This is a genomic window from Pseudomonas helleri (genome assembly GCF_009600315.1).
Lineage (GTDB): Bacteria > Pseudomonadota > Gammaproteobacteria > Pseudomonadales > Pseudomonadaceae > Aquipseudomonas > Aquipseudomonas helleri_A.
In genome coordinates this window covers 1-25,645 of record NZ_WIWC01000043.1, presented here as the reverse complement: position 1 = coordinate 25,645, position 25,645 = coordinate 1, and the positions used below count along the sequence as shown (strand labels likewise).

At 53.5% G+C, this 25,645-nt stretch carries 20 protein-coding genes and 1 pseudogene; 11 read left to right on the top strand and 10 right to left on the bottom strand.

Translation table 11 applies throughout. The features are described 5' to 3' along the window. Positions 1-22 precede the first annotated feature (22 nt). Together GHN86_RS19680 and GHN86_RS19675 are read left to right on the top strand one after the other, a co-directional pair. The gene (locus GHN86_RS19680) at positions 23-595 is read left to right on the top strand and encodes an elongation factor P (RefSeq protein WP_048382289.1); all 573 of its coding nucleotides are present in this window, start codon (positions 23-25) and stop codon (positions 593-595) included. A gap of 134 nt (positions 596-729) precedes the next feature. Beyond that, positions 730-1,482 carry a sulfite exporter TauE/SafE family protein gene (locus GHN86_RS19675; RefSeq protein WP_153377030.1) on the top strand — a complete coding sequence of 251 codons (753 nt, stop codon included), beginning with the start codon at positions 730-732 and terminating at the stop codon, positions 1,480-1,482. On the opposite strand, the gene GHN86_RS19670 is transcribed toward GHN86_RS19675, so the two are convergent. Continuing rightward, entirely contained in the window at positions 1,472-2,329 is an 858-nt protein-coding gene (locus GHN86_RS19670) for a LysR family transcriptional regulator (RefSeq protein WP_153377031.1), read from the bottom strand. The genes GHN86_RS19675 and GHN86_RS19670 overlap by 11 nt on opposite strands. 96 nt (positions 2,330-2,425) lie before the next feature. On the opposite strand from GHN86_RS19670, the gene GHN86_RS19665 reads away from it, so the two are divergent. Then, positions 2,426-2,605 carry a DUF1127 domain-containing protein gene (locus GHN86_RS19665; protein WP_153377377.1) on the top strand — a complete coding sequence of 60 codons (180 nt, stop codon included), beginning with the start codon at positions 2,426-2,428 and terminating at the stop codon, positions 2,603-2,605. A gap of 86 nt (positions 2,606-2,691) precedes the next feature. Here the strand turns inward: GHN86_RS19665 and GHN86_RS19660 are convergent, their stop codons facing one another. Then, complete coding sequence (locus GHN86_RS19660) at positions 2,692-4,038, bottom strand: class II 3-deoxy-7-phosphoheptulonate synthase (RefSeq protein ID WP_153377032.1); 1,347 nt, start codon at positions 4,036-4,038, stop codon at positions 2,692-2,694. Positions 4,039-4,195: 157 nt separating this feature from the next. Here GHN86_RS19660 and GHN86_RS19655 point away from each other — a divergent pair, with 157 nt between their 5' ends. Continuing rightward, the gene (locus GHN86_RS19655) at positions 4,196-4,951 is read left to right on the top strand and encodes a spermidine synthase (RefSeq protein ID WP_153377033.1); all 756 of its coding nucleotides are present in this window, start codon (positions 4,196-4,198) and stop codon (positions 4,949-4,951) included. A gap of 371 nt (positions 4,952-5,322) precedes the next feature. Continuing rightward, positions 5,323-6,993: a DEAD/DEAH box helicase gene (locus GHN86_RS19650; RefSeq protein ID WP_153377034.1), complete on the top strand. Its 1,671-nt coding sequence runs from the start codon at positions 5,323-5,325 to the stop codon at positions 6,991-6,993. Between the two features lie 78 nt (positions 6,994-7,071). On the opposite strand, the gene GHN86_RS19645 is transcribed toward GHN86_RS19650, so the two are convergent. Further along, positions 7,072-7,839: a DODA-type extradiol aromatic ring-opening family dioxygenase gene (locus GHN86_RS19645; RefSeq protein ID WP_153387167.1), complete on the bottom strand. Its 768-nt coding sequence runs from the start codon at positions 7,837-7,839 to the stop codon at positions 7,072-7,074. 101 nt (positions 7,840-7,940) lie between these two features. Between GHN86_RS19645 and GHN86_RS19640 the strand changes: the two genes are divergently transcribed. Then, positions 7,941-8,606, top strand: coding sequence for a thiopurine S-methyltransferase (locus GHN86_RS19640; protein ID WP_153377036.1), 666 nt, complete (start codon positions 7,941-7,943; stop codon positions 8,604-8,606). A 56-nt stretch (positions 8,607-8,662) separates the two neighbouring features. Here the strand turns inward: GHN86_RS19640 and htpX are convergent, their stop codons facing one another. Continuing rightward, on the bottom strand, positions 8,663-9,550 hold the full coding sequence (gene htpX, locus GHN86_RS19635; RefSeq protein WP_153377037.1) for a protease HtpX: 888 nt from the start codon (positions 9,548-9,550) through the stop codon (positions 8,663-8,665). Positions 9,551-9,864: 314 nt separating this feature from the next. Further along, the gene (locus GHN86_RS19630) at positions 9,865-11,076 is read right to left on the bottom strand and encodes a pyridoxal phosphate-dependent aminotransferase (RefSeq protein WP_153377038.1); all 1,212 of its coding nucleotides are present in this window, start codon (positions 11,074-11,076) and stop codon (positions 9,865-9,867) included. A gap of 222 nt (positions 11,077-11,298) precedes the next feature. Between GHN86_RS19630 and msrB the strand changes: the two genes are divergently transcribed. Both msrB and GHN86_RS19620 read left to right on the top strand, forming a co-directional pair. Beyond that, positions 11,299-11,694, top strand: coding sequence for a peptide-methionine (R)-S-oxide reductase MsrB (msrB, locus tag GHN86_RS19625; RefSeq protein WP_153377039.1), 396 nt, complete (start codon positions 11,299-11,301; stop codon positions 11,692-11,694). Between the two features lie 23 nt (positions 11,695-11,717). Further along, on the top strand, positions 11,718-12,206 hold the full coding sequence (locus GHN86_RS19620) for a glutathione peroxidase (protein WP_153377040.1): 489 nt from the start codon (positions 11,718-11,720) through the stop codon (positions 12,204-12,206). Positions 12,207-12,264: 58 nt separating this feature from the next. Here the strand turns inward: GHN86_RS19620 and GHN86_RS19615 are convergent, their stop codons facing one another. Continuing rightward, positions 12,265-14,580: an ATP-binding protein gene (locus GHN86_RS19615; RefSeq protein ID WP_153377041.1), complete on the bottom strand. Its 2,316-nt coding sequence runs from the start codon at positions 14,578-14,580 to the stop codon at positions 12,265-12,267. 168 nt (positions 14,581-14,748) lie between these two features. On the opposite strand from GHN86_RS19615, the gene GHN86_RS19610 reads away from it, so the two are divergent. Together GHN86_RS19610 and GHN86_RS19605 are read left to right on the top strand one after the other, a co-directional pair. Further along, positions 14,749-15,639: an ATP-binding protein gene (locus tag GHN86_RS19610; RefSeq protein WP_323369102.1), complete on the top strand. Its 891-nt coding sequence runs from the start codon at positions 14,749-14,751 to the stop codon at positions 15,637-15,639. Then, positions 15,636-16,118, top strand: coding sequence for a GAF domain-containing protein (locus tag GHN86_RS19605; protein WP_153377042.1), 483 nt, complete (start codon positions 15,636-15,638; stop codon positions 16,116-16,118). Before GHN86_RS19610 ends, GHN86_RS19605 begins: the two co-directional genes overlap by 4 nt. Before the next feature lie 12 nt (positions 16,119-16,130). On the opposite strand, the gene GHN86_RS19600 is transcribed toward GHN86_RS19605, so the two are convergent. The 4 genes and pseudogenes from GHN86_RS19600 to GHN86_RS19585 all read right to left on the bottom strand — a co-directional run. Further along, the gene (locus tag GHN86_RS19600; RefSeq protein ID WP_153377043.1) at positions 16,131-19,079 is read right to left on the bottom strand and encodes an HD domain-containing phosphohydrolase; all 2,949 of its coding nucleotides are present in this window, start codon (positions 19,077-19,079) and stop codon (positions 16,131-16,133) included. 107 nt (positions 19,080-19,186) lie between these two features. Continuing rightward, on the bottom strand, positions 19,187-22,801 hold the full coding sequence (locus GHN86_RS19595; protein WP_153377044.1) for a transporter substrate-binding domain-containing protein: 3,615 nt from the start codon (positions 22,799-22,801) through the stop codon (positions 19,187-19,189). An 8-nt stretch (positions 22,802-22,809) separates the two neighbouring features. Beyond that, the gene (locus tag GHN86_RS19590; RefSeq protein WP_153377045.1) at positions 22,810-23,436 is read right to left on the bottom strand and encodes a response regulator transcription factor; all 627 of its coding nucleotides are present in this window, start codon (positions 23,434-23,436) and stop codon (positions 22,810-22,812) included. A 356-nt stretch (positions 23,437-23,792) separates the two neighbouring features. After that, a pseudogene (locus tag GHN86_RS19585) lies at positions 23,793-24,509 on the bottom strand (deoxyguanosinetriphosphate triphosphohydrolase); the annotation flags it as partial. 309 nt (positions 24,510-24,818) lie between these two features. Here GHN86_RS19585 and GHN86_RS19580 point away from each other — a divergent pair. Beyond that, on the top strand, positions 24,819-25,613 hold the full coding sequence (locus tag GHN86_RS19580) for a hypothetical protein (protein ID WP_194286559.1): 795 nt from the start codon (positions 24,819-24,821) through the stop codon (positions 25,611-25,613). The last annotated feature ends 32 nt before the right edge of the window (positions 25,614-25,645 follow it).

The window sequence follows — 25,645 nt, the reverse complement described above, 5'->3', positions numbered from 1 at the left end:
AATCCAAATTCGGATACTCGCAATGAAAACTGGTAAAGAGCTTAAACCCGGTACAGTCATCAAGCTCGAAAACGATCCTTGGTTGGTTCAGAAAGCTGAATTCACCAAGTCCGGTCGTAACAGCGCAATCATGAAGACCAAGCTGAAGAACCTGCTGACTGGCTACAAGACTGAAATCGTATACAGCGCTGACGACAAGCTGGATGACGTGATCCTGGATCGCAAAGAAGCGACCCTGTCCTTCATCAGCGGTGACACCTACACGTTCATGGACACCACTGACTACACCATGTACGAGCTGAACGCTGAAGACATCGAAGCCGTTCTGCCTTTCATCGAAGAAGGCATGACCGACGTTTGCGAAGCTATCTTCTTCGAAGAGCGTCTGGTATCCGTAGAGCTGCCGACCACTATCGTGCGTCAGGTTGACTACACCGAAGGTTCCGCTCGCGGCGACACTTCGGGCAAGGTGATGAAGCCTGCCAAACTGAAAAACGGTACCGAGCTGAGCGTTGCAGATTTCGTGGAAATCGGCGACTGGATCGAGATCGACACCCGTGACGGTGGCTCCTACAAGGGCCGCGCCAAGGTTTAAGCCTGGCGTTAACCGTACGTTGAAAAACCCGGCCTCAAGGCCGGGTTTTTTTTCGCCGTTAAAAAGTGCGCGCTTTAACGCTTTGCCGGGCGCTGGCGAGTGGATAGCATGCGCGTTCACGAAGAGGGGCCGTAATGTTGATGGATTTTGTAATGTATGGCGCCTTGGGTATCGCCATGGGGGCGTTGGGCGGGTTATTCGGGATCGGTGGCGGCTTGATCGCGATCCCGGTACTCGGGTTGTGGTTCGGGCTGGATCAGCAATTGGCGCAAGGGACTGCTTTGGCAATGTCAGTGCCCAATGTGTTTCTGGCGCTGTATCGCTATCAGCAGCGTAACCGGATCAATCTGCGTCAGGCATTGCCGCTGGTGCTGATGAGTTTCAGCTTCGCCTGGTTAGGCGCAATGCTCGCTGTCGGGGTTGACGGACGCATTATCCGCTGGGGATTTGTCGCCTTTCTGCTCGCGATCACCCTGTATAACCTGATCAAAATGTTCACCTTGTCGGTTTCACCAGTGACCGGGTCGCGCTTTGGCTGGCCGTGGTTTGGGCTGTTGGGCGCTGTCGCGGGTACCACCGGTGGGCTGTTTGGGGTGGGCGGTGCGGTGGTGGCGGTTCCCGTGCTGACCAGCGTCTTTGGCACCACCCAAGTAGTTGCTCAAGGCTTGTCGCTGGCGCTTGCTGCGCCGAGCACTACGGTGACCCTGCTGACCTATGCCGCACACGGTGAGGTTAACTGGGCCATGGGTGTGCCACTGGCGATCGGCGGCCTGCTAAGCATCAGTTGGGGCGTGAAGATGGCTCACGCCATACCGGAGCGTCTATTGCGCGGGCTGTATTGTGCCTTTTTGCTGCTGTGCGCGGCGTTGCTGGCAGTCAAAGCTTAAAGCCATCGACGATGTACTCGGCAAAACACTCGATGATGGGCGATGACACGCTGTTGGGTTTGCGCATCAGCACAATGCTGGCCGAGGGCAGCAGAGGCAGGTTTTCGGCCTCGCCAACAACCCGCAAATCGGCGGTCAGCAAGCTCTCCAGTTGAGCGGTGACGGCAAGACCGGTGCTCACCACCGCATTGATTGCCGCGAGGCTGGCGCTGGTATAGGCGACCCGATATTCACGTTGCATAAGGTCCAGTGCATTACAGGCCCAGGTTCTGCAAAAGCAGTCGGTGTTGAACATGGCCAGCGGCAACGGTGTTTGTTCGTGCGGTGCAAAGCCTTGGGCAATCATCCAGACGAAGCGCTCCTGACGCAGGATCTGGCCCATTTCAGTGCCGGGTTCTCGGGTCACGATGGTCAGATCCAGGTCATTGCGTTGCAGCAGCAGCGCAGAGGGTTCGCAATGCACTTCGACATTGATCAGTGGATAGTCCTTGGCAAAGCGCGTTAACACACCGGGTAAAAAGCGCATCACGTAATCATCGGGCGAACCGATTTTGACGGTGCCGACCATGTGCGGTTGGCGCAGCGTGTTGAACACTTCGCTGTGCAGTTTGAGGATTCGCCGGGCATAGCCCAACAACACAAGACCTTCAGTCGTGAGGCTGACATTACGCCCGTCGCGCTGGAACAATGCGCACTTGAGCACATCTTCTTCCAGTCGTTTCATTTGCATGCTCACCGCCGATTGCGTGCGGTTGACCACTTCAGCTGCACGGGTAAAGCCGCCGTGATCGGCAATTGCGGCGAAGGTGCGCAGCAAGTCGGTGTCGATGCTGGGGAAGTCGGTCATGCATCAATCTCGTAGATGTATCGCATAAGAAACATTCGTTGGATTGATCTTAAGCCCGCGCAGAGACTTGAGCCATCCCTATGGAGGTGGCAAGTGATGAAAGGTCAAAGAGGTCGAGTGTGGTTTGCCCAGGTTGCCCGCTGGTATCAACTTTCGCGGGAAAGAGCGTGCCTGAGGCGGATCAGCGAGGCGGCGTTGAAGGATCTAGGGCTGAGCAGGGCGGATATAGAGACTGAAAGTCAGAGGGCTTTTTGGGATGATCCGTTTAACAAATGAGTAGGCGGTGTCAGAGGCCCCCAACCCTTTCCCAAGGGGGAGGGAGCTAAAGCAACTACAGATTTTCGGGAAAGGGTTAAAGGCTTTTAGCGTTTAACCTGTTTCAGCGTTTCGGCGATCAAAAACGCCAGTTCCAGCGATTGGTCGGCGTTCATGCGCGGGTCGCAGTGGGTATGGTAGCGATCTGATAACCCGTCTTCAGTGATCGGGTTAGCCCCGCCGATGCACTCGGTGACATTCTGTCCGGTCATTTCGATATGAATGCCCCCGGCATAACTGCCCTCGGCCTCGTGCACCTGGAAGAATTGCTTCACTTCACCGAGGATCTGCGCAAAATCACGGGTCTTGTAGCCGCTGCTCGCTTTGATGGTGTTGGCGTGCATCGGGTCGCAGCTCCACAGCACCTGTTTCCCTTCGCCTTCAACAGCGCGAATCAATTGCGGCAAGTGGTCACCTACCTTGTCAGCGCCCATGCGCACGATCAGGTTGAGACGGCCCGGATCGTTTTGCGGGTTGAGGATGTCGATCAGGCGAATCAAGTCCTCGTTGTTCATGCTCGGCCCGACCTTGACTCCGATCGGGTTGTTGACCCCGCGCAGGAACTCGACGTGGGCGCCATCCAGCTGACGTGTCCGGTCGCCGATCCATAGCATATGGGCCGAGCAGTCGTAGTAATCGTTGGTCAAGCTGTCACGGCGCACAAAGGCTTCTTCGTAGTTGAGCAGCAACGCTTCGTGGGCGGTAAAGAAGCTGGTTTCACGCAGCTGCGGCGAGCTGTCCATGCCGCAGGCACGCATGAACGCCAGGGTCTCGTCGATACGGTCGGCCAACTGGCTGTATTTTTCGGCCAGCGCAGAGTTGGCGATAAAGTCCAGATTCCACTTGTGGACCTGATGCAGGTCGGCAAAGCCACCTTGGGCAAAAGCGCGCAGCAGGTTCAAAGTGGCCGTGGACTGGTGATACGACTGCAACAAGCGCTCTGGATCCGGTACGCGGCTTTTTTCATCAAAGCCGATGCCATTGACGATGTCACCGCGATACGCGGGCAACGTGATCCCGTTGATCGTTTCGTCATTGGCCGAGCGCGGTTTGGCGAATTGCCCGGCCATGCGCCCTACTTTAACCACTGGGCAACCTGCGGCGAAGGTCATCACAATGGCCATTTGCAGCAACACTTTGAAGGTGTCGCGGATCTTGGCGGCTGAAAATTCCGCAAAGCTCTCGGCGCAATCTCCGCCCTGAAGCAGAAACGCCCGCCCTTGAGTGACCTCGGCAAACTGTCGGCGCAGCTCGCGGGCCTCTCCGGCAAACACCAGTGGCGGGTAACTGGCCAGGCTTTGCTCGACGCGCAGCAGGTGCGCCGCGTCAGGGTAGTGGGGTTGTTGCTGGATCGGCAGGGCGCGCCAGCTGTCAGGGCTCCAGGATTGGCTCATCGCAGACTCTAGTATTCAGAAGGGTGAGGCGCATGTTAGCAGCAATTAGTGCGTGACCTGTTAAGGCGCAATCGCTGACAATCGCGCCTTTGCGCTCAAGTTGAGTGGTTGATTTTTACAGTGCTGCGGGTGTGCCGGAGCGCGGCAAGGAGAGGAAATGTCTGAGGAGCGCGTGGAGCGTCTGCTCGCCGAAGTCCATGATGATTTCGGCATGATTCGAGTGCTGGAAGTGGCGGATTACCGCTTTCTCGAATTTGGTGATGCGATCGAGCAAAGCTGTGTGTTCACGGCGGACCCAAGCTGGCTGGAGTACGACTACACGCGCGCCATGCTGATCGGGGCGCTGTGCCATGAAGCGCCAGAGAGCGCGTTGTTTCTGGGGCTGGGTGCGGGCACTCTGACGCAGGCCTGTCTTAAGTTTTTACCTCTGGAAGACGTTGAAGCCATTGAGCTGCGTCCGGACGTACCGCGTCTGGCTATCGAATACTTGGGGCTGGATGATGACCCGCGGTTGTACATTCGCATCGGTGACGCACTAGAACTGCTGGACACCGCCGAGCCGGCCGACCTTATTTTCGTCGATCTGTATAACGATCTGGGGCCAGCCGCCGGGCATTTGGCGTGGACATTTTTGGAGAACTGCCAGAAGAAACTTGCGCCCAATGGCTGGCTCATCATTAACCAGTGGGCGACAGACGATGGCAAACCGCTGGGGGCAGCTCTGCTGCGCGGGCTTTATCACCGACATTACTGGGAGCTGCCGGTCAAAGAGGGCAATGTCATCCTGATGGTGCCTGCCGAACTTGACCAGACACTCGATCTGGAAGCGCTCACGGCCCGGGCTCAAGCCTTGGCGCCGCGTTTGGGCTATTCACTTGAGTCGTTGATCAAGGCGATTCGCCCAGCGACCTGAGGTGTAAAGATGAATCGTTTTAGCGTTTGCTCCCGTGCAGGCAGGCGTTTGGCCATTTTCAAACCGCGAAAATATCGTTAAAGCCCGGTCTACAGAGGCATACAGGCTATTTTGTCTTAAAAAAGCGCTTCTTTTTTTTGATAAATCCGGTATAGTGCGCGCCGGCCTTTAGCCGGGCCACGTTTAGGTGTCGCATTTCCCGAAGCACGCTTCGGCTGCTCGTCCGTTTCGCGGACAACCCTGAACGCTCCATTCATTTAAACGTTTTCGCAAATCCCCGCCGACAAAGCAGCCAGGGCGACTCTTGAGTCTTACACGGCATGCGCAGCTTTGGAGCATGGGTCTTTGCGGATGCACTTAGAGGCAGACCCATGACCCAGGAAACCGGCGGCTTCGCCGCTTTTAATCTTAATCCGAACATTCTTGCAGCAGTCGCAGCGACTGGCTACGAAGAACCTTCGGCTATTCAGCATCAATCGATCCCGATCATTATGGCCGGTCACGACATGATTGGTCAGGCGCAAACCGGTACGGGTAAAACCGCCGCGTTCGCACTGCCGATTCTGCATCGCATCGATCCTGCTAAGCGCGAGCCGCAAGCCCTGATCCTGGCGCCAACCCGTGAGTTGGCGCTGCAAGTAGCAACCGCTTTCGAAACCTACGCCAAGCAAATGCCGGGCGTTACTGTTGTAGCCGTTTACGGCGGCGCCCCTATGGGCCCACAACTGAAAGCAATCCGTAATGGCGCACAGATCGTTGTCGCCACTCCGGGCCGTCTGTGCGACCACTTGCGTCGTGACGAAAAAGTACTGGCGACTGTGAACCACCTGGTTCTCGACGAAGCCGACGAAATGCTCAAACTGGGCTTCATGGACGACCTCGAAGTTATCTTCAAGGCCTTGCCTGCGACCCGTCAGACCGTATTGTTCTCGGCGACCCTGCCGCAGTCGATCCGTGCCATTGCTGAACGCCATCTGCGCGATCCGCAACACGTGAAGATCCAGACCAAGACTCAGACTGTTACCGCGATCGAACAGGCTCACCTGTTGGTTCACGCTGACCAGAAGACCTCGGCTGTATTGAGCCTGCTGGAAGTTGAAGATTTCGACGCGCTGATCATGTTCGTGCGTACCAAACAAGCGACCCTGGATCTTGCCAGTGCCCTTGAAGCCAAAGGCTATAAAGCTGCTGCGCTGAACGGTGACATTGCCCAGAACCAACGTGAGCGCGTGATCGACTCCCTCAAGGATGGCCGTCTGGACATCGTTGTGGCGACCGACGTTGCTGCTCGTGGTCTCGATGTTCCACGTATCACTCACGTGTTCAACGTTGACATGCCTTACGATCCAGAGTCCTACGTTCACCGTATCGGCCGTACTGGCCGTGCCGGTCGCGAAGGGCGCGCACTGCTGCTGGTGACTCCGCGTGAGCGCCGCATGCTGCAAGTGATCGAGCGTGTAACCGGTCAGAAGGTCGCTGAAGTCCGCCTGCCGGATGCTCAAGCTGTTCTTGATGCCCGCATTAAGAAGCTGACCAACAGCCTGACGCCGCTGGTCGCTGATGCTGAATCGACTCATGGTGATCTGCTGGATCGTCTGATTGCCGATATCGGTTGCAGCCCACGTGCTTTGGCTGCTGCTTTGCTGCGTAAAGCAACCAATGGTCAGGCGCTGACTCTGGCTGCAATCGAGCGCGACCGTCCACTGGTGCCGAACAGCGCGCCGCGTGAGCGTTCCGAGCGTTCGGGTGACCGTCCGGACCGTGGTGATCGTGAGCGTCGTGCTCCGGTTCCATTGGCTGAAGGCCGTGCTCGCTGCCGTACTGCGCTGGGTGCGCGTGATGGTATTGCTGCCAAGAACCTGCTGGGCGCTATCCTCAACGAGGGTGGCCTGGCACGTGAAGCGATCGGTCGCATCCAGGTGCGTGACAGCTTCAGCCTGGTAGAGCTGCCGGAAGTGGGTCTGGAAAGTTTGCTGGCCAAACTGAAAGACACCCGCGTTGCAGGCAAGCAGCTCAAGCTGCGTCGCTACCGCGAAGATTAATCACTGTTGCAGTGATTGATCGCTAAAAAAATCCCCGACTGGTTCGGGGATTTTTTTTGCTTGAGATTTGTGCTGGTGTTAGCCAAAACGATAAATGTCCATCCCCAGCGCGCCCAGCGTCCAGCCTTTGTGGGCAACATTGAAAGTACCGCCCGCACCCCGGGCAACGTACAGCGGCAGCAGGTGCTCGTCGCTTGGATGATTGCGTGAGGCAAAGGGGGCTTGTCGGCGATAGTCATGCAGCGCCGCTTCGTCGTTGGCCGCCAGCTTTTCGATGATCCACTCGCGAAAGGCTAATGCCCAAGGCTCGGCGTTTTCAGGTGCAGCACGCCAGTCCAACTCGCCCAAATTGTGAGTGATGCTGCCGGAACCGATGATCAAGATGCCTTCCTCGCGCAAGGTGCCAAGCGCCTGCCCCAGCGCTGTCAGGCCTGACGGGCCAAGCGCGCTGGGCAGCGACACCTGCACAACCGGAATATCCGCATCCGGGTACATCAGTGATAACGGCACCCAGGCGCCGTGGTCAAAAGGCCGTTCAGGATCAAGACTGGCGGCCATGCCATGCTCGGCCAGTAGCTCTACGATGCGTGCAGCCAGTGCGGGTTCGCCGGGGGCGGGGTATTGCACGGCAAACAAAGCAGGGGGAAATCCGCCGAAATCATGCCAGGTGGCCGGGGCAGGGTGGCTGGCAACCTGCAAGTCAGCGCTTTGCCAATGCGCCGACACCAACACGATTGCTTTCGGTCGGGGCAGTTCGGCTGCCAGGCGTCTGAGCGCCGGGCCACTGGCGCCCGGTTCCAGTGCTAGCATGGGTGAGCCGTGAGAAATATACAGGCTGGGAAGCATGAACCATGTCCTCAAGATTAAGATGGCGCATCTTCATCCCGATCATTGATCTAAATCCAATATAAGTTTTAGCGCTTATTTATCGAATTTAAAGGTGAATCATGCAGCCCGAATTTTGGCACGACCGTTGGGATCGCAATCAGATAGGCTTTCATCTTCAAGAGGTCAATCCTTACCTGACACGTTGGTGGCCCTCTCTGGAGGTGGCGCAGGGCAGTCGCGTGCTGGTGCCGCTTTGCGGGAAAAGTCTGGATTTAAGCTGGTTGGCGGCACAAGGCTATGAAGTATTGGGTGTAGAGCTCACGCAGACGGCTGTGGAGCAGTTTTTCGGTGAGCAGAAGGTTATGCCTACGATTAGGCAGCACGGCGCCTTCAAGGTCTATGAGGCGGGCCCTGTGAGCATTCTATGTGGAGACATCCTGGAGCTCTCGGCGGCAGATGTCGCTGACTGTTCGGCGGTGTATGACCGTGCGGCAATGATTGCTTTCCCTGACGACATGCGTGCCGCTTATGCGCGGCATCTGACTCAGGTACTCCCGATGGGGTGTAAAGGCTTATTGATCACTCTAGATTACGACCAGTCGCAGATGAAAGGCCCGCCGTTTTCAGTGCCGCACGCAGAGGTTGAAAGTCTTTTGAGTCCTGCCTGGTCACTGGAGGTCGTCGAGCAGCCAGATGTACTTAATCAGGAATGGAAATTCCTCAAAGGCGGGGTTACGCGGCTGGTTGAGCGTGTCTATCGCCTGAAGAAAACCTGCACCCCTTGAATGCGGACACAAAAAAGGGCAGCCAGAGCTGCCCTTTAGTTGAACATGAGTGAATGTCAGCCGCGGCGACGCAGTGCGTCAATACGCTCTTCAAGGGGCGGATGGCTCATGAACATTCTGGCCAGACCTTGCTTGAGACCACCATTGATGCCAAATGCGGCCATGGTGTCCGGCATGTGCACGGGTAAGCCCTGTTCGGAGCGCAGACGCTGCAAGGCACTGATCATGGCGGTTGTCCCGGCCAACTGAGCGCCGGCTTCGTCAGCCCGGAATTCACGTTTGCGTGAAAACCACATCACGATGGCGCTGGCGAGGAAGCCCAGAACCAGCTCGGCGAAGATGGTCGCAACGTAGTAAGCGATCCCTCGACCTTCATCGTTCTTGAACACAACTTTGTCGACAAAGTTACCGATGATGCGGGCGAAAAACATCACGAAGGTGTTCACCACGCCCTGAATCAGCGCCAATGTCACCATGTCGCCGTTGGCGACGTGGCCAATTTCATGGGCCAGAACAGCCTTCACTTCGTCGGGCGAAAAACGCTCCAGCAAACCCTGACTCACCGCGACCAAAGCGTCATTTTTGTTCCAGCCAGTGGCAAAGGCATTCGCCTCATAGGCCGGGAAAATACCCACTTCGGGCATTTTGATCCCTGCTTCCCGCGAGAGTTGTTCAACAGTTTGTATCAGCCATTGTTCATGACGGGTACGTGGCTGAGTGATCACCTGGGTGCTGGTGCTCATCTTCGCCATCCATTTGGATATGAAGAGTGAGAACAAAGACCCTGCAAAACCAAAGACCGCACAGAATATCAATAGCTGACTGAGGTTCAGATCAACCCCGTTGGCCGCCATGAACCCGTCAAAGCCGAACAGGCTCAAGGTAATGCTGGCAATCAGCACGACCGCCAGGTTAGTGGCCAAAAACAGCAGAATGCGCATCATGGTTGTAAGAATCTCCTCGTCTTTAAGGTGTTGCCGCATGCGGGTATATAAGGTGCTACCACAGGCTATTCAACCGAGCGACTATTTCAAACTGTGTCCTACAAATGAATTCTAGTCACACGCAAGAAATTTCCTAATAAAGAGATCGGCTTTTTTGGTGTGGATTACCACGCCATAGCCAATAAAACCGGGGTATCAGGATTTTCAAAAAAGACTTTAGCCGTAGATTTCGGGGGGAGGAGGAAGGAAATGAAGAATATTTAATTCGACACATGCTGTGCGACTTTTCTGTCATCGCACAGCACAGGATGAAATTACTGACGGTAGTTTTTAAGAAAGTTTCCGATTCGACCGATTGCCATGTCCAATTCATCAACGCGTGGCAACGTTACAACGCGGAAGTGATCCGGCCATGGCCAGTTGAATGCGGTGCCTTGAACCACCAATAGTTTTTCCGAAAGCAGCAAGTCCAGCACGAACTTCTCATCGTTGAGAATCGGGCAAACTTTTGGATCGATACGTGGGAAGGCATACAGTGCGCCCATCGGTTTTACACAGCTGACGCCCGGAATGTCGTTCAGCAGTTCCCAAGTGCGGTTTCGCTGCTCCAGCAGGCGACCGTTTGGCAGCACCAGATCATTAATGCTCTGATAACCACCGAGTGCAGTTTGGATGGCGTGTTGGCTGGGTACGTTTGCGCACAGACGCATATTGGCCAGCATATCGATGCCTTCAATGTAGCTCTGGGCATTGTGCTTGGGGCCGGAGATAGCGATCCAGCCGGAGCGGAACCCTGCCACCCGGTACGACTTGGACAGGCCATTGAAGGTCAGGCACAACACATCGGGTGCCAATGATGCGGTGCAGATGTGGACCGCATCATCGTAAAGAATCTTGTCGTAGATCTCGTCCGAGAACACCACCAGGTTGTGCTGGCGTGCCAGTTCGAGCATGCCCAGCAGCACTTCCTTGGAATACACCGCCCCCGTCGGGTTATTGGGGTTGATGATGACCATAGCCTTGGTATTGGGAGTGATCTTGGCCTTGATATCAGCCAGGTCGGGCCACCAATTGGCCTGTTCGTCGCACAGGTAGTGCACGGGATGACCGCCAGCCAATGTGACGGCGGCGGTCCACAATGGGTAGTCCGGTGCTGGCACCAGGACTTCGTCACCATTGTTGAGCAGCGCTTGCAGCGACATCACGATCAGTTCGGACACACCGTTACCCAGGTAAACGTCTTCGATACCGACGCCTTCGACCTGTTTTTGCTGGTAGTACTGCATGACCGCCTTGCGCGCGCTGAAGAGGCCTTTTGAGTCACTGTAGCCTTGCGCCGTTGGCAGATTGCGGATCACGTCCTGAAGGATTTCATCCGGCGCTTCAAAACCAAAGGGCGCCGGGTTGCCGATATTCAGCTTGAGGATGCGATGGCCTTCCTCTTCCAGTCGTTTGGCGTGCTTAAGCACCGGGCCGCGAATGTCATAACAGACGTTGGCGAGCTTGTTTGATTTGCTGACCTGCATGGCGATGTGATCCCGAAAATGAACGATCCAGACTGTGTGAGTACCACAGCCTTGGGAAATTCTGCGTTTTCACGCAGTGGCAAACACCGCCTTGCCTCAAGAATCCGTTTGAATGCAGATAGAGCGGGTGCCAGACTGGCGCTTAACGAGGCGCAATCATACGTGCCACCCGATCACTGTAAAAGCCACTGGTCGGGCTTTTTCCGTTGCAGAGGCAGAACCATGGAAAAGTTAAGTAAAACCCAAGACGAATGGAAAGCGATGCTTGATCCTGAGCAATACAATGTGTGCCGCCTCAAAGGCACCGAAAGGCCTTTCTCGGGGAAATACAACGCGACTAAAACCGACGGGGTTTATCACTGCATTTGCTGTAATGAACCACTATTTGATTCCAGCACCAAGTTCGATTCCGGCTGTGGCTGGCCGAGCTTTTACGCGCCAATTGGTGACAGTGCGATGGTCGAGATTCGTGATGTCAGCCATGGCATGGTTCGAACCGAGGTGGTCTGTGCAAAGTGTGACGCGCATCTGGGGCATGTATTTCCAGACGGCCCGCCACCTACCGGACTGCGTTACTGCATCAACTCGGTGTGCCTGAACCTGGTTCCCCGCCACTGAGACACCGCCTGCGAGGCTGTACCATGATTGACGACCTGTTCACGATTCCCTGCACCACGCTGGGCGGCGAGCAAAAGACGCTGGCGGACTTTGCTGGCAAAGCTGTATTGGTGGTAAATACAGCCAGCAAGTGTGGCTTCACTCCACAGTACAAAGGCCTTGAGCATTTATGGCAGGCGTATAAAGACCAAGGTCTGGTGGTGCTTGGCTTTCCGTGCAATCAGTTCGGTAAGCAAGAACCAGACGATGAAGCGGCTATTTCCGAGTTTTGTAAATTGAACTTTGGCGTGACCTTCCCCTTGTTCAAAAAGGTTGAGGTCAATGGCAGGAATGCACATCCGTTGTTCATTGAGCTTAAAAAACGGGCTCCCGGGTTCTTGGGTACAGAAAGGATCAAATGGAATTTCACCAAGTTTTTGATTGGACCCGATGGCGGCGTTAAACGATACGCTCCGGCCACCAAGCCTGAAGCGCTTAAAGCGGGCATTGAAGCGCTCCTTGGAAACAGTTGAAGACCGGCGCACCTCGATGCAGGCCGTTGCGTTTTTTAAGGGCTAGCGAATATACCGCTTATGCTTTTGGCGGCACCCATGTGTCCAGTAAGGCCGCCAGCTCTTCGCGACGAAACGGTTTGGCCAGGTAATCATTCATGCCCGCAGAGCGGCAGCGCTCCCGCTCCTCGGGCATGGCATTGGCAGTCAGGGCAACAATCGGCAGCTCTGACCATCGACTGCTCTGACGAATTTGTCGGCTGGTTTCATAGCCATCCATGACCGGCATGTTGCAGTCCATCAGCACCAGATCAAATAAATCGTCTTCCAGCAGGCTCAAGGCTTCGCCGCCATGAGCTGCAATAACAACATCGCAGCCCAGCTTGCTGAGCATTCCCTTGGCGACTAACTGGTTCACAGGGTTATCTTCTACCAGCAATATGCGAGCGCGATGTTTGCTAGGCAAATCGCTGACTTGCACACTGAGGTTGGCGTCGCCGCCTTTATGCAACAGATGCTGCAAGGCTTGATAAAGCGCATGGCGTGACAGCGGTCGGGCTTTTTGCAGTAGCGGCGCCAGCGCATTGACTTGATCACCCGGCATAAAGTTGCCGTAGGCAGTGACCAGCAGAATTGGCGCGGTTAAGGCTGGTCGCACGCCCAGCAAGCATTCAGGACAGTCGGTTATCAACAGATTCAGATCAATGCCGACCAATGAAGTGTCGAGGTTGTGCCGGCTATAGTGCAGGCCCCAGAGGGGCAAATAGCTTTTTAACAGTTCGTTCAGGCCGCTGCCTTCAGCACTGACAGCAATCACTTGCCCTGACAGGGGGGCAAGTTTGATCGCGGGGGTATGGCAGGGCAATGGAAGTTCGGCACAAAATTGGCTGCCGAAACCAATTTCGGAGCTGATAGTCAGGCGGCCTTTCATGACTTCGCACAGGCTGCGGGTGAGCGCCAATCCCAGACCTGTACCACCATACTGGCGGTTTATACCGACTCCGGCCTGAGTGAATGGGCTGAAGATGCGCATTTGGGCTTCCTGCGCAATGCCGATGCCGGTGTCGCACACTTGGATACTGACTCTGTCGTCCTGTGCGCTCAATCGAACATCGACACGCCCGAAGCGCGTGAACTTCAGAGCGTTGGACAATAGATTGCTGACAATCTGGCGTACCCGTGTCGGGTCACCCAGTACCAATGCCGGGAAGTGCGGGTCGATCAAGCAGGTCAATTCAACACTGGGGGCCGCATTTTGCGACAGCAGATTGGCAGTGTCTTCAACCAGGGTTCCCAGGTCGAATGCAATGTGTTCAAGCTCCAACTGCCCGGCGTCGAATTTCGACAGGTCGAGAATATCGTTGAGGAGTTCGACCAGTACTTTGCCTGAGTCATGGGCAATCGACAGCTGCTGGTGTTGCTCAGCGTTCAGCGGACTGTCCAGACACAGCGCCAGCATGCCCAGAAGTCCGTTCAGAGGTGTGCGTATCTCGTGGCTCATTGTGGCGAGGAACGCTGAGCGCGCCTGAGCCATTTTCAACGCAGTGCTGCGTGCGGCTTCCAGCTCCTCATTTGATTGGCTGAGGCGCGTGTTGATTGCTTCGAGTTCCTGGGTGCGCGCTTTGACCATGTCTTCGAGTTGGGACAAATATTCATTCAGGCGATTTTCTGCGTTGCGCCGCTGCTCGATTTCTCTCGCAACTGCGTCAAATTGCTGATTGGCTGCGTTGACCAAAACACCTATTTCGTCGTCTTCGTGTCTGGGCGGGCACTGAATACGCGCTTGTTGCGGTTCTCCGGGTTTACTGCTGCTGAGTGCGCGTATGACCCGCACCAGTGGCTGCGTAAGCATGAAGTAGAACAGCCCCAGAAGAATGAACGTCAGCAACAAACTGCGGGCGAAACCGCTGAGTAGGGTAATTTCGGCACGGTGCAGAAACCGGCTACCAAAAGGGAATGTATCCACCTCAAGGTGCAATTCACCTACGCTGAGTTCGGGTAAGTGATTGAAATAAAGTCTGTCGTCAAAGCTGCGCATGGAGCCGAACAAAAAATCGCTGAGCGCCCGAAAGCGGCCGTTTTCAGGTTGCTCCTGGACGGCGGCGAGGACATTTTTATCGTTGTCGCTGATTTTTGCGCCTGTAATGGCCGGTGAGCGCAGCAGACCCATGACCAGTTCTTGTGCAAGTTCCGAGTCCAGGTTGTAGGCAATTCGCGACGCAGGATTATGACTGATATCCAAAAGGGATTGGATTTCACGATTGATGGCGGCGTTTTCGCTGGCATAATCGATACCAATTTGCACCACGCTCAGTATGGTGCCCAGAATGAAACCGACCAGCACTGTCAACCTTGCCTGTTTATAAGACAGGCGATGGGTGAGTTTTATGTCCATGAGTGCTGCACCTGATTCCATTCCCTTTGGCGGGCAAGAGTAATCGAAATGCCGCTTGACCCGCATCAATTTCGGGGTTGGCGGATTTGTCGTTTCTACCGCCTTGAGGGCGGGGACCCAGCGCTTAATTTCAATGCGCCATCATCTGTATCAGTCTGAGGAGATAGTGTGGAGTCTAAACTTGAGGCCTTTTTAGAGCGGGCTGAATCAGTCCTGGCGCGTCTTGAACCTTTACTGCCAGCGCATCGTGAGCCAATAAAATGGGGCGACTGTCTGGCAGCCCGTTGGCAGCGTGAAGGTCGCTCGGGCTACTTGATGCCGCTTAAGGTCAGCCTTGAGATGCGTCTTACTGACCTGATCGGCGTCGATAGCCAGCGTGATCAGTTGGGTCGCAATACTAAACAATTTCTAGAGGGGCTGCCGGCCAACCATGCTTTGCTTTGGGGCTCGCGCGGTACCGGTAAGTCTTCAATCATTCGCGCGCTGCTTGCCGAATACGCCCCGGCAGGCCTGCGTTTGATCGAAATTGAACGTGACCATCTGGCGGATCTCCCGCGAGTGGTCGAACAGTTGCAAGGTTTGTCACAACGCTTTGTTTTATTTTGTGATGACTTGTCATTTGAAGCCGGTGAAGGTGATTACCGGGTACTAAAAAGCGTATTGGACGGATCGCTTGAGCAAGCGCCAGATAATGTTTTGCTCTATGCCACTTCAAACCGTCGGCATTTGGTTCCCGAAAAAGAAAGCGACAACGAGAACTGGAAGAATGTTGATGGCGAGCTTCACCCTAACGAAGCGGTGGAGGACAAGATTGCATTGTCTGACCGTTTTGGCCTTTGGCTCTCGTTTTACCCGTTTACCCAGGATCACTTTCTAAGTGTGGTCGAGCACTGGATCGACGTGCTGGCCACCAAGGCTGGCTTGCAATGGCAGCGCGATGCAGCGTTGGATATTTTAGCTGTGCGCTGGGCGACCGGGCGCGGCAACCGCAACGGGCGCTGTGCTTATCAGTTCGCGCGTTACTGGGTTGGAATGAAATTGTTGGAGCAAACGAAATGATTGATTTGAACGCCACGGGCTCAGGCCTGGACGGTTACACCTTGTTGACGGCCCAGTTGGAGTCCTTGCTAGCGGATGAGCGGGATTTTATTGCCAACGCCGCCCAGTTCTCGGCTTTTCTGTACCACCAGATTGATGACCTGAATTGGGCCGGGTTTTACCTCAATCGCAACGAAGAACTGGTATTGGGGCCTTTCCAGGGGCAGATTGCCTGCGTGCGAATTCCATTCGGGCGGGGCGTGTGTGGTGCGGCAGCAGCGAGCAAGCAAACCCAACGAGTTGAAGATGTACACGCGTTCGCTGGGCATATTGCCTGCGACAGCGCATCCAACAGTGAATTGGTGGTGCCGTTGATTAAAGACGGACGTCTCATCGGCGTGCTTGATCTGGACAGTCCAAGCATTGGCCGGTTCAGCGAACAGGACCAGCAGGGTATTGAAGCGCTTGCTGCGATTTTTTTGCGTTTAAGTGATTGCTGATAGTGATTTAGTTTAAAGCCCGGCTTTGAGTAGTAGCGCTTCGATATCGACGGTGTCGATTTGATGTGGCTCAAGAAACTGCCGGGCGTATTGCATAAAGATTTGCTCGCGTACAAAAAGCTCGAATAGAGGCGCATCAATATGGGCGTCACGGCACATGCCAGTCATGATCTTCAGCGCCTCACTTAATGTTTTTCCGCGTTTGTAAGGGCGATCCGAAGCAGTCAGTGCTTCGAAAATATCGGCAATGGCCATCATCCGCGCCGCCAGGCTCATTTCTTCCCGTTTCAATCGTTTTGGATAGCCGCTGCCATCCATTTTTTCATGGTGACCACCTGCAATTTCTGCAATGTTTCCAAGGTAGCCGGGGAAGGGCAGGTGGCTGAGCATCAAAATGGTTTGCACGATGTGGTTGTTGATGATGTAGCGTTCTTCAGAGGTTAACGTACCGCGGGTGATGCTCAGGTTATACAACTCACCCCGATTGAACTTGAAAGCCGGAACGTCGAGTTTGAAGCCTGAAGGATTATCGGGGCTGATAAGTTCAGTCTCGGGCCTAACAAAAAGATGTTCCGGTTTGTCGTCCAGCAACCACTCGGTGACGGGAAGGCTCTGCTCCTCGCGGCCTTCTTGACGTTTGTTCTCTTCCCAGGAAACACCAAGCCGGTCATCCAGCGTCCGCGTCCAGGTGTATTTGGCAATGGCGCTCAAGCGCTGAAGGTCTGCTGCAGCCATGGCTTCACCGCCCAAATTGCTGCGTGCTACAAACGCAAAATCATCATCCAGTTGCGACAGGCGATTGTCACGTTGAGTGGTCAATTGTTTATCGTCAACACCCAACGCCCGTGCTTGCCAATAGTTGATCCAGGCGTCGCGCTTAAGCACTTCGAAGCGTGTACGAACTTCGTGAATGCGGTCATACAAAGTCTCAAGTTTGGTGGCTTTGTCGACCACATACTCAGGCGTAGTGACTTTGCCGCAGTCATGCATCCAGGCAGCAATGTGCAGCGCCTCCCACTCTTCATCCGTAGGGTTGTACTGAGCAAATTCAGGGAGCTGGCTCGCAGCGGCAGCTTCGGCCAGCATAAAGGTCAGTACCGGTACACGTTGGCAATGCCCCGCGGTATAGGGGCTTTTGGCGTCAATGGCCCCGGCCAGCAGTTTGATAAAGGCGTTAAGTAACTGTTTTTGTCGATCCTGCAGGCGCTGACTTTCAATCGAAACAGCGGCGGCTCCGGAAACGGCCTTAATAAAGGCAATTCGGTCAGATCGCAGGTGCTCCTGATCGGCAGGAGTTCCAGTGTTGTTCAGGAGTAGAGCCAGCACCCCGACGGTTTCGCCGTGGCGGTTGTGTAGACGAATGCCAATGACATGCACGCTCTGGCTGTCGAGAGTCTGCATCACCGGTTTTAACTCTGCCGCCTGCTCGACCGTGAAGGTACGCACAACGCTGTCATTGCCATCGCATAGCACCTGTAGCCACTCGGGGGGAGAGTCATCCTGGAGGTTGATTACGCTCGTAGCGAGCGAGTCCACGGTCTGGGGCTGGTCGTTGACGATCAGTCCCTTCAATACCAACTGTGTGCCCTCGTTCTCCATGAGATAGATCAAGCCAGCTTGGGCTTGAGCGATCTTGATGGTTTCAACCAGAACCGACTGCAAAAGGGGTTCAAAGCGAGTGTGTGCTGACAGGCTTGCAGTGATTTCAAAAAAACTCGAAAGGGTCTCTTTCATCCGGCGCATGGACATTTCAAGTTGATCTATTTCCAGCACCGGCGATTGTTGTTTGATGGGGTAATTGAAATCGAAGCGGCGAATGGCCTCCGCTTCCTCAACCAGGGTTTTAAGGGGTTTGACCATCAAGCGCGAGGTCAACCAACCCAAAGGCAAACACAGCAGCAATATCGCCAACGTCACGAGCATGCCCTCCCATCGAAGCTGGTAAGCGTCGGCAAGAAGTTCGTCTTCAGGAACCATTAGGGCTAGTTTCAGGGTGTTTGAGTCCTTGTCATTGATAGTGGCTTGAGACGTTATCCATTGGCGATTGCCGTCACTGAGGTGTAGTTGCTCGTCTTTTCCGTTTTGGGTCAACAGTTTCAATACAGGGTTCAAGGCGCCGATTTCAGGGAGTTCAGTCGCATTTTTATCCCTTAAAAACTGATCTGAATCCGGGTAAGCCACGACTCGGCCTTCGGCATCGAACAGCACGATTTGAGTATTGGGCGTTACCCGATGTCGAGCGAGTGTCTCGGACAGTTGCGATAGGCTCAGGTCGGCACCGATCACTGCTTTTGCCGTGCTGCGTTTGGATAGCGTGGTGCCCGCTTCCTGTGTGGAAAAAAACAGGTAAGGATCGGTCGTCGTATGGTCGGTGCTGGCTCGTGCCGGAATAAACCAGCTTCGCTGCCGCGGGTCGTAAGTCTGATCCGGCTCGTTGCGTTCTTCCAAAAGTGTCAGCGAATCATCAAAGAAAAGTTTTTTTGATTCCACCTCGGGGGAGTCCGTAAAGCGTTTGAGGGTCCACACGCTGTAGGCCGATTGTTGGGGGGCATTAAGGCGGGTCTTGATTGCTTGATTGCGCAAGGGCCTGACCAGGAAGAAGCTCCCTTGGTTATCACCTATAAAAAGCGCCGAAAGCCTGGGGTTATCTTTGAGGGCCTGCACAAACGGCTGCAGCAAACCCATCCGGGTCTCGAATGAGTCGCTCATGGCATTCGGGTTAAGTGCCAGCAGGTTTAACGCATGCCGGATGGGTTGATAAGTATTAAGCAGATCCTGCTGTACATCCTGAGCAATCTGATTGAACTGTTTTTGGCTGCTATCAAGAATGATGCGAGTGGTTTGCAAATAGTTGAACACCGCCAGGGCAATGCCTATTAATAACAGCAAAAGTGTGAACACAGCGCTGATGTGCACGTGCAGCGGGAATTGACGCTTTTTCAGGTAGGCAGTAAGGGACATGGCTGTGTCTGCTTGGATGGGAGAGCAACCGTATGCCTAAGCATAGTGAATGAGGGCCAATCTGCCGGAATATTGGCCTTGCACCCAAGGTGGCTCCCTCGCCGGTTTTAACTCCCCTTGGCCAGTTCGTTGACCATTGCTTTTTCCAGTGACTCCATGGCGCGCTGCACGGCGTTGCGGCACGCGAGCAGTGTTGAGGGGCTGGCTTGCTCCATGGCTTCACACTGTTTAATCAGGTCGTGGGCGCCGACAATTCGCGCTGCGCCCTTGATTCGGTGGGCCAGGTTATAAAAGGGTTCCAGATCTTCAGTAAGTGGCAGCTTCAGGAGCGATGCAAGGTCATCCCGGTTACTGCGCAGCAACTCCTCAAGCAAACGTTTAGTCCTCGATTCGTCACGCCCGGACAGAGAGTAAAGGCTTTCGAGATTGATAATTCCGTACAGCTGATCGGGAGGCTCAATTGCGTTTAAACGCTGGCTCAACAGTGTCAGGCTGATGGGTTTGAACAAACAGTCATTCATGCCGGCTTGCTTGCAGCGAAGGCGCTCTTCCGGCTGAGCGTTAGCGGTAAACCCTAATATGGTGCAGGGCGCGTGCTGCAAAGCCTGTTCGTGCTGGCGAATTGCTCGCGTTAGATCGTAACCATTCATGACGGGCATGTTGCAGTCTGCAATGACCAGATCGAATGTGCCTTCTTTCCAGGTTTCCAGTCCGTCAGCACCGTTGTGCTCTGTGGTAAATCGATGGCCCAAAAAGCCCAACTGCTGGCACATTAACAATCGATTGGCTGGATGATCATCAACCACCAGAACGTTCAATTGGCGCGTGCTGGGTGAGATGTCTGGTTCTGGCGTGACGGTATTCAGGCAAGGTGCCAATGTGGGGGCTTTTAGCGAGATTTGAATATGGGTGCCGATTGAGGGTTCGCTGGTTAAATCAAGGGTGCCACCCATCATTTCACACAGGCTGCGGCAAATAACCAGACCCAGGCCTGCTCCATTGAGTGCCAGTTGCCCCCTGTTTTCGACTTGTGCAAAGGGTTCGAACAAGCGTTTCTGATCTTGCTGGCTAATCCCGATGCCGGTGTCTTTAACGCTCAAACGAATCTCGACCTGTTCCGGGGTCTCGGTGGCCAGCATGTTGAGCTCCAGTGTTACTTGGCCGCGCTCGGTAAACTTGATGGCGTTACTGATCAAGTTAGTCAGAATCTGCTTGAAACGAAGCGGGTCGATCAACACATTCGGGGCTATACCTTCGGGTTTGAAAATAAATATCAGCCCCAGAGATTTCTGACGTGCAAGACCATCAAACACCCGAATGACCGAATTGGCCAACTCTCGCAAGTTAACGCGCTCCGGGGTCAGATTCATGCGGCCTGATTCGATGCGGGCGATATCGAGAATGTCGCCAATCAATTCCAGCAGATCTTTGGCTGAATTGTAGGCAACCTCAATTGAGGGTCGATCAAGGTGCCCTTGATCGGCGCGTTTGAGGGTCAGTTCCAGCATGCCTATGACGGCATTCATCGGCGTGCGTATTTCATGGCTCATCGTCGCGAGGAATGTACTTTTTGCACGATTGGCGTCATCGGCCAGCTCTTTGGCTGCACGCAGTTCATCAAGGAGCTGGCGCCGATCGCTGATGTCAATCCAGCCGCCGATGATGCCCTGAACTTCACCCAGCGAATTACGATACGGAAGTATCCAGTGATAAATGGTCAGGGTGGTATCGCCAATATGCAGAGGGCGATCAGTGATCAGAGGCAAGCCTTCGCACATCACTCTCAGGTAATCAGCTTGGTAGTCATGGGCTTCGTGAATATTGTTCAGCATGCTTTGGGTTTGCATCACTGTTTTACCAATGACGTCTTCACGTTTGGCTGAAAAGGCTTTCAAGTAGCTGTCATTGCAGGTTTGCAGAATCCCATCGCGATCACGGACATAGATCGGATGCGGTGTGCCGTCGACCAAAGCACGCATGAACTCGAACTGATCGCTGAGTGCGCGTTCTGCCGTTCTGCGTTGTTGAATCTGGCGCCGCATATAGGCATTCCAGATCAATGACAGGACCAATAAAAGGCTGGTACCCATAATGATTTGGTAGATCAGGCGATGGTAATTACGCCAGTAACTGTCTGATGCTGGAACGTATCCGCGCCAGCGACTGTTGATAATACCCAGTTCGTCCGGGGCAATACTTAACAGGGCCTTATTGAGAATAGAGCTTAATTCCGTGGCATCACGGGCAGTGGCCAGGGAAAACGTGGCGGGTTGGGTGCCAAGGGACGCGCTGATCTGTATACGGTCCTGGAATACCTGGGAAGACAACAGGTAATTAGCCAGAACCAGTGTATTGACTGCCCCTTGGACCTTGCCTTCAGCCAACAACTCAGAGGCTTGATAAATGTCGTCAGTTTCGACCAGCGTGATCTTCGGGTGCTCGGTGCGAAAATATTCCGTCAGAGGGTTTCCCTGTGTCAGTGCAAGTTTTTTGCCCGATAACTGTTCAAGGCTTGAAGGTTGTTCAGAGCCCTTGAGAGTGAGCAGGACAAAGGAGTTTTCCAGATAGGGCCGACTGAAGTTCAGCGCGTCTTCACGGGACATGGACGGGCTGATGGCCGAGATAATGTCTGTTTCATGTTTATTGATCATCTGAATCATGGTGCCGAGACTACGGGCACGCTGGATTTCAAAGCGCAGGCCGGTGCGCAGTCGAATGAGTTCGAGCAAGTCGGCAGTGATGCCTCTGAAGTTGCCGTCAGCATCAAAGAAAGTCAGCGGAGCCATCGTCTCATTCACTACCACTTTGACCGTAGGGTGCTGGGCGAGCCAACGTTCTTCGCGATCTGTCAGCTGGAGTTTTTGGTCGGTCAGCAGGATGTCGCTACCGGCACTCCAGCGCTTGGCAATACTTACTCGCTCGCTGTTAGGCACCGACTTGAGTGTGGCGTTGATGATATCGAGCAATTGTGTATTGTTACGGCTTACGGCAAAGCTGAAACCATAGGTTTCCTGCTTGCCGAAATTAGCCATTTTGATGTTCTTCAAATAGCCCTTGTTGATCATGTAGTGAGTGGACACCGTATCGCCCATGAACACATCAGCCTGGTCAAAAGCCACTGCATTAATTGCGTTTTGAACAGATGGGTAAGACTGGATGATCGCCTTGGGATAAAGGGCCTTTACCTCTTCCAGAGGAAGGTAGTGATAAACCATGCTCAGGCGCATACCCTCGAGCCCATCGGAGAGAGAGCGTGTCTCGCCCTCGCGGGTAACCAGTACGGGCTGATCAATGGCATAGGGAATGGAGAGCAATAGCTGCGGATGAGCTGCTTCGAAACCGTTGGAAGTGCCCAGTAAATCGATTTTGCCCTCCTCGAGCGCTTTGATTGCAGCGTCTCTTGTCGCAAAACGCTGCACTTTGATGGACACGTTAAGGGCGGTGGCCAAAAGGCCAGCGTAATCAGCGGTCAAACCTTCGTAGTCTTGTCCGCTGGCGGTCATATCAAACGGTGGATAGTCCGAGGATGATGTGCCCACAACGATTTGGCTTTTTTCCTGCAGCCAGTTACGTTGTTGTTTATCCAGTGCAACGCCTATGTGGTAGGTGCCCGAGCGGCTGAGCAGAGAATAGCTTTCAATTAGGGACTGCTCGGCCAACACGGATGTACACAGGATTAATCCTGTAAGCAGCGACAGATATTTCTTTAACCGCGTGGGCATCCTGGTTCTCACACTAAAGCGTTGCGTTTAGCCAGTTCAATTAGATCTACCAGGGAACTGGCTCTTAATTTTTGCATGAGCCGTTTTTTATACGTGCTCACGGTTTTATTACTGAGGAACATGCCAGTGGCAATTTCCTTGTTTGTTTTACCTTGAGCAAACAGCTTCAGTACCATGAGTTCACGGTCATTGACTTGTTTGAATAACTCGATTTCTGAAAGTGTGTCGCCCTCATTTTTTTCAGGGCACAGTGCCTGACTGGGAAAATAATTGTACCCGGAAAATACAGCCTTGATAGCACTGACAAGTTCACTTAAGTCTTCTTGTTTACACACATAGCCCGCAGCGCCGGATTGCATGCAGCGCATTGCAAACAAAGCGGGCGACTGAGCGGTCAAGACCAGCGTTTTCAGGGTTGAGTTCATCGCGCTGAAGCGTGCCAACACTTCAAGACCATCGAGTTTTGGTATGCAGATATCAAGAATGATCAGGTCAGGAACACATTCGCGGATCATTTGCATGGCATCTACGCCGTTGTCGGTTTCTCCGACTATTTCATAACCTTCATGCTCTAACAACATACGTATGGCTAATCGGATTACCGGGTGGTCGTCAACAATAAATACGGTGCTCATATGAATTTCCCATAAAGTACTGCATAGAAAGGGCGCACCTTAGCTCAGTTACACAGGCGCGGGCACGAAACGAGTAGCCTACAAATGTAGTATGGGAATATTCCTACATTAAATAAGGCGGCAGCTCACACTTTGTATGAGGATGTAAAATTGTTTAAAAGGTGGCAGCCTATTTTTTAAACAAGCTGAGTACTATGAGTTTTTTGTCTGGAGGCTTTTTCGCAATGTTGTTTATCTGTACTGGCAATGTTTAGTCGAGCTGTAAGAATCCAGGTGACTAAATGTAAGCCACAGATAGTTAGATTCGCTTTACGAGGAGTGCAGTTGCCCGCCCGGTTATTAAAGGGCGGGTCTTGTCAGGCAGGGCTGGAACGCCCGGTCATTTCTCTGGCCATTTGTGTGGCATAGCTGTCTGTCATGCCTGCAATAAAGTCGATTATTCGCATAAATGATCGATGCAGTGGCCACTGTGCGTTTGGTGCATTACTACCCAGCAAATCGAGGATACGGCGATTTTTGAATGACGGCGTACGCCCGCCATGTTGCTCAAGCGCTGCCCCACAAAATGCATTCAACAAAATTTCCAGGGTGGTATAGGCGCCGATTTCGTGAAGGGTCTTACGTTTGTCCTGGAATATTTTCACTCTTGCCATATTTTTGGCATCCAGTACACACCGCTGTGCTGCGCCGTGCATGTGTTCGACCAAATCCCCCTGTAAGGTTCCTGCCAATAAAGCGTCCTGCTGCTCCACAAAGGCCAGGGCGGCCGCATTGGTGAGGTGTTCAATGGCTTTTCCACGCAGAATCGCCAGCTTGCGTCGTTGCGAGTCTGAGGGGCCGAGCAGTCGATAGGTTTCAGGTAGATCATCGCCCACCAGGCCCAGCAACAAGGACTCCACCTCACGGTATTCAAGCAGGTCCATTTCCAGACCGTCTTCAAGATCGATGAGGGCATAGCAGATGTCGTCGGCTGCCTCCATCAGGTACACCAGTGGATGCCGCGCCCAGCGCTCGTCTTCTATTTGTGGCAAACCCAATTTGTGGGCAATGCTTTCGAGCAAGTGCAGCCCACTACAGGCAATTATGCAACCAAACTGAAGTATTGCTATCCGATTGATTTATATGGATAAAAGTTTGAGTATTAGGTTTTCTTTCAAAGGCCCGCACTATATGGACAGGCAGCGTTAGGGATAGGGAACCTCTTTAGGTAATCGTAGAACGTCGTCAGGAAGCGAGTTTTCTTGATAGTGGATAGACAACCCGTTGTGTCTATCCAGATGGTTTGGAGTGCGTCGGCTTTGCAGGCATGCGATGAACCATCAGTAACGCCCTTGGCGTTCCCATTACGTTAAACGACAATGAGGAACATCAAAGGAGTCGTCATGAAAGCAAATTGGATTTTGGCGGGAGTCGGTATTGCGATAGGGACCGGCGTTCTGGTTGCCATTGGTGTCCTCGGGGCTTATGGGTATTACCTTGGGCCGGTATCCAGACAAGCAACAGACTGGGGAAGCTTCGGATCAGTGATGGCGGGGGCATTCACGCTACTCAGTTCGTTCGCGACTATCGGGACTCTGCTTTTTCTTTACCTTCAACAAATGAAGAATGACGAAAAGCAAGAAAAAATCGATCTGCAAAACCAGCTTAAAGAGAAGAAACATGATGAGGTTGTAGAAAAACAACTGAAAGCTTTGACTTTTGAACAGTATTTGAATCACCGAAAATTATTTATAGAACGGCTAAATGAACAAGCAACATTTTTTAAAGATGAGATTGGATTCCCTAATCCTGAGCGTGTCTATAATGGAATATTCCCCAAAAATAGCCCAAGCCATTGTGAGTACCGGGTTGATCTCGTCGATCCCCAAGATGCCAAAGCTTGCGACCTAACCGACTGCGTGGAAATTTACCGATCAATCGGATTGCTATTGGAGAATTATGGAGACAAGGAGAAGCACTTAAAACTGGTTCAGCAGATCGTACATATGCAAGGGTGTCTCGGTATAAGTTATGCGGGAAATCATCGAGAAGGCGATATCTATTTCGTTGATTTGAACGCGGGCTTGAATATTTACACAATTGAGGAAACACTGATTCGTATAGAAAGCGTACTTAACTCAGTCCTGTTTTATACTGGGCGGTTGCAGGAGCTGAGTGCAACACGGTTATTGAATTGACGCAGGAGCATCATATTGCATAGCCAAGGCTT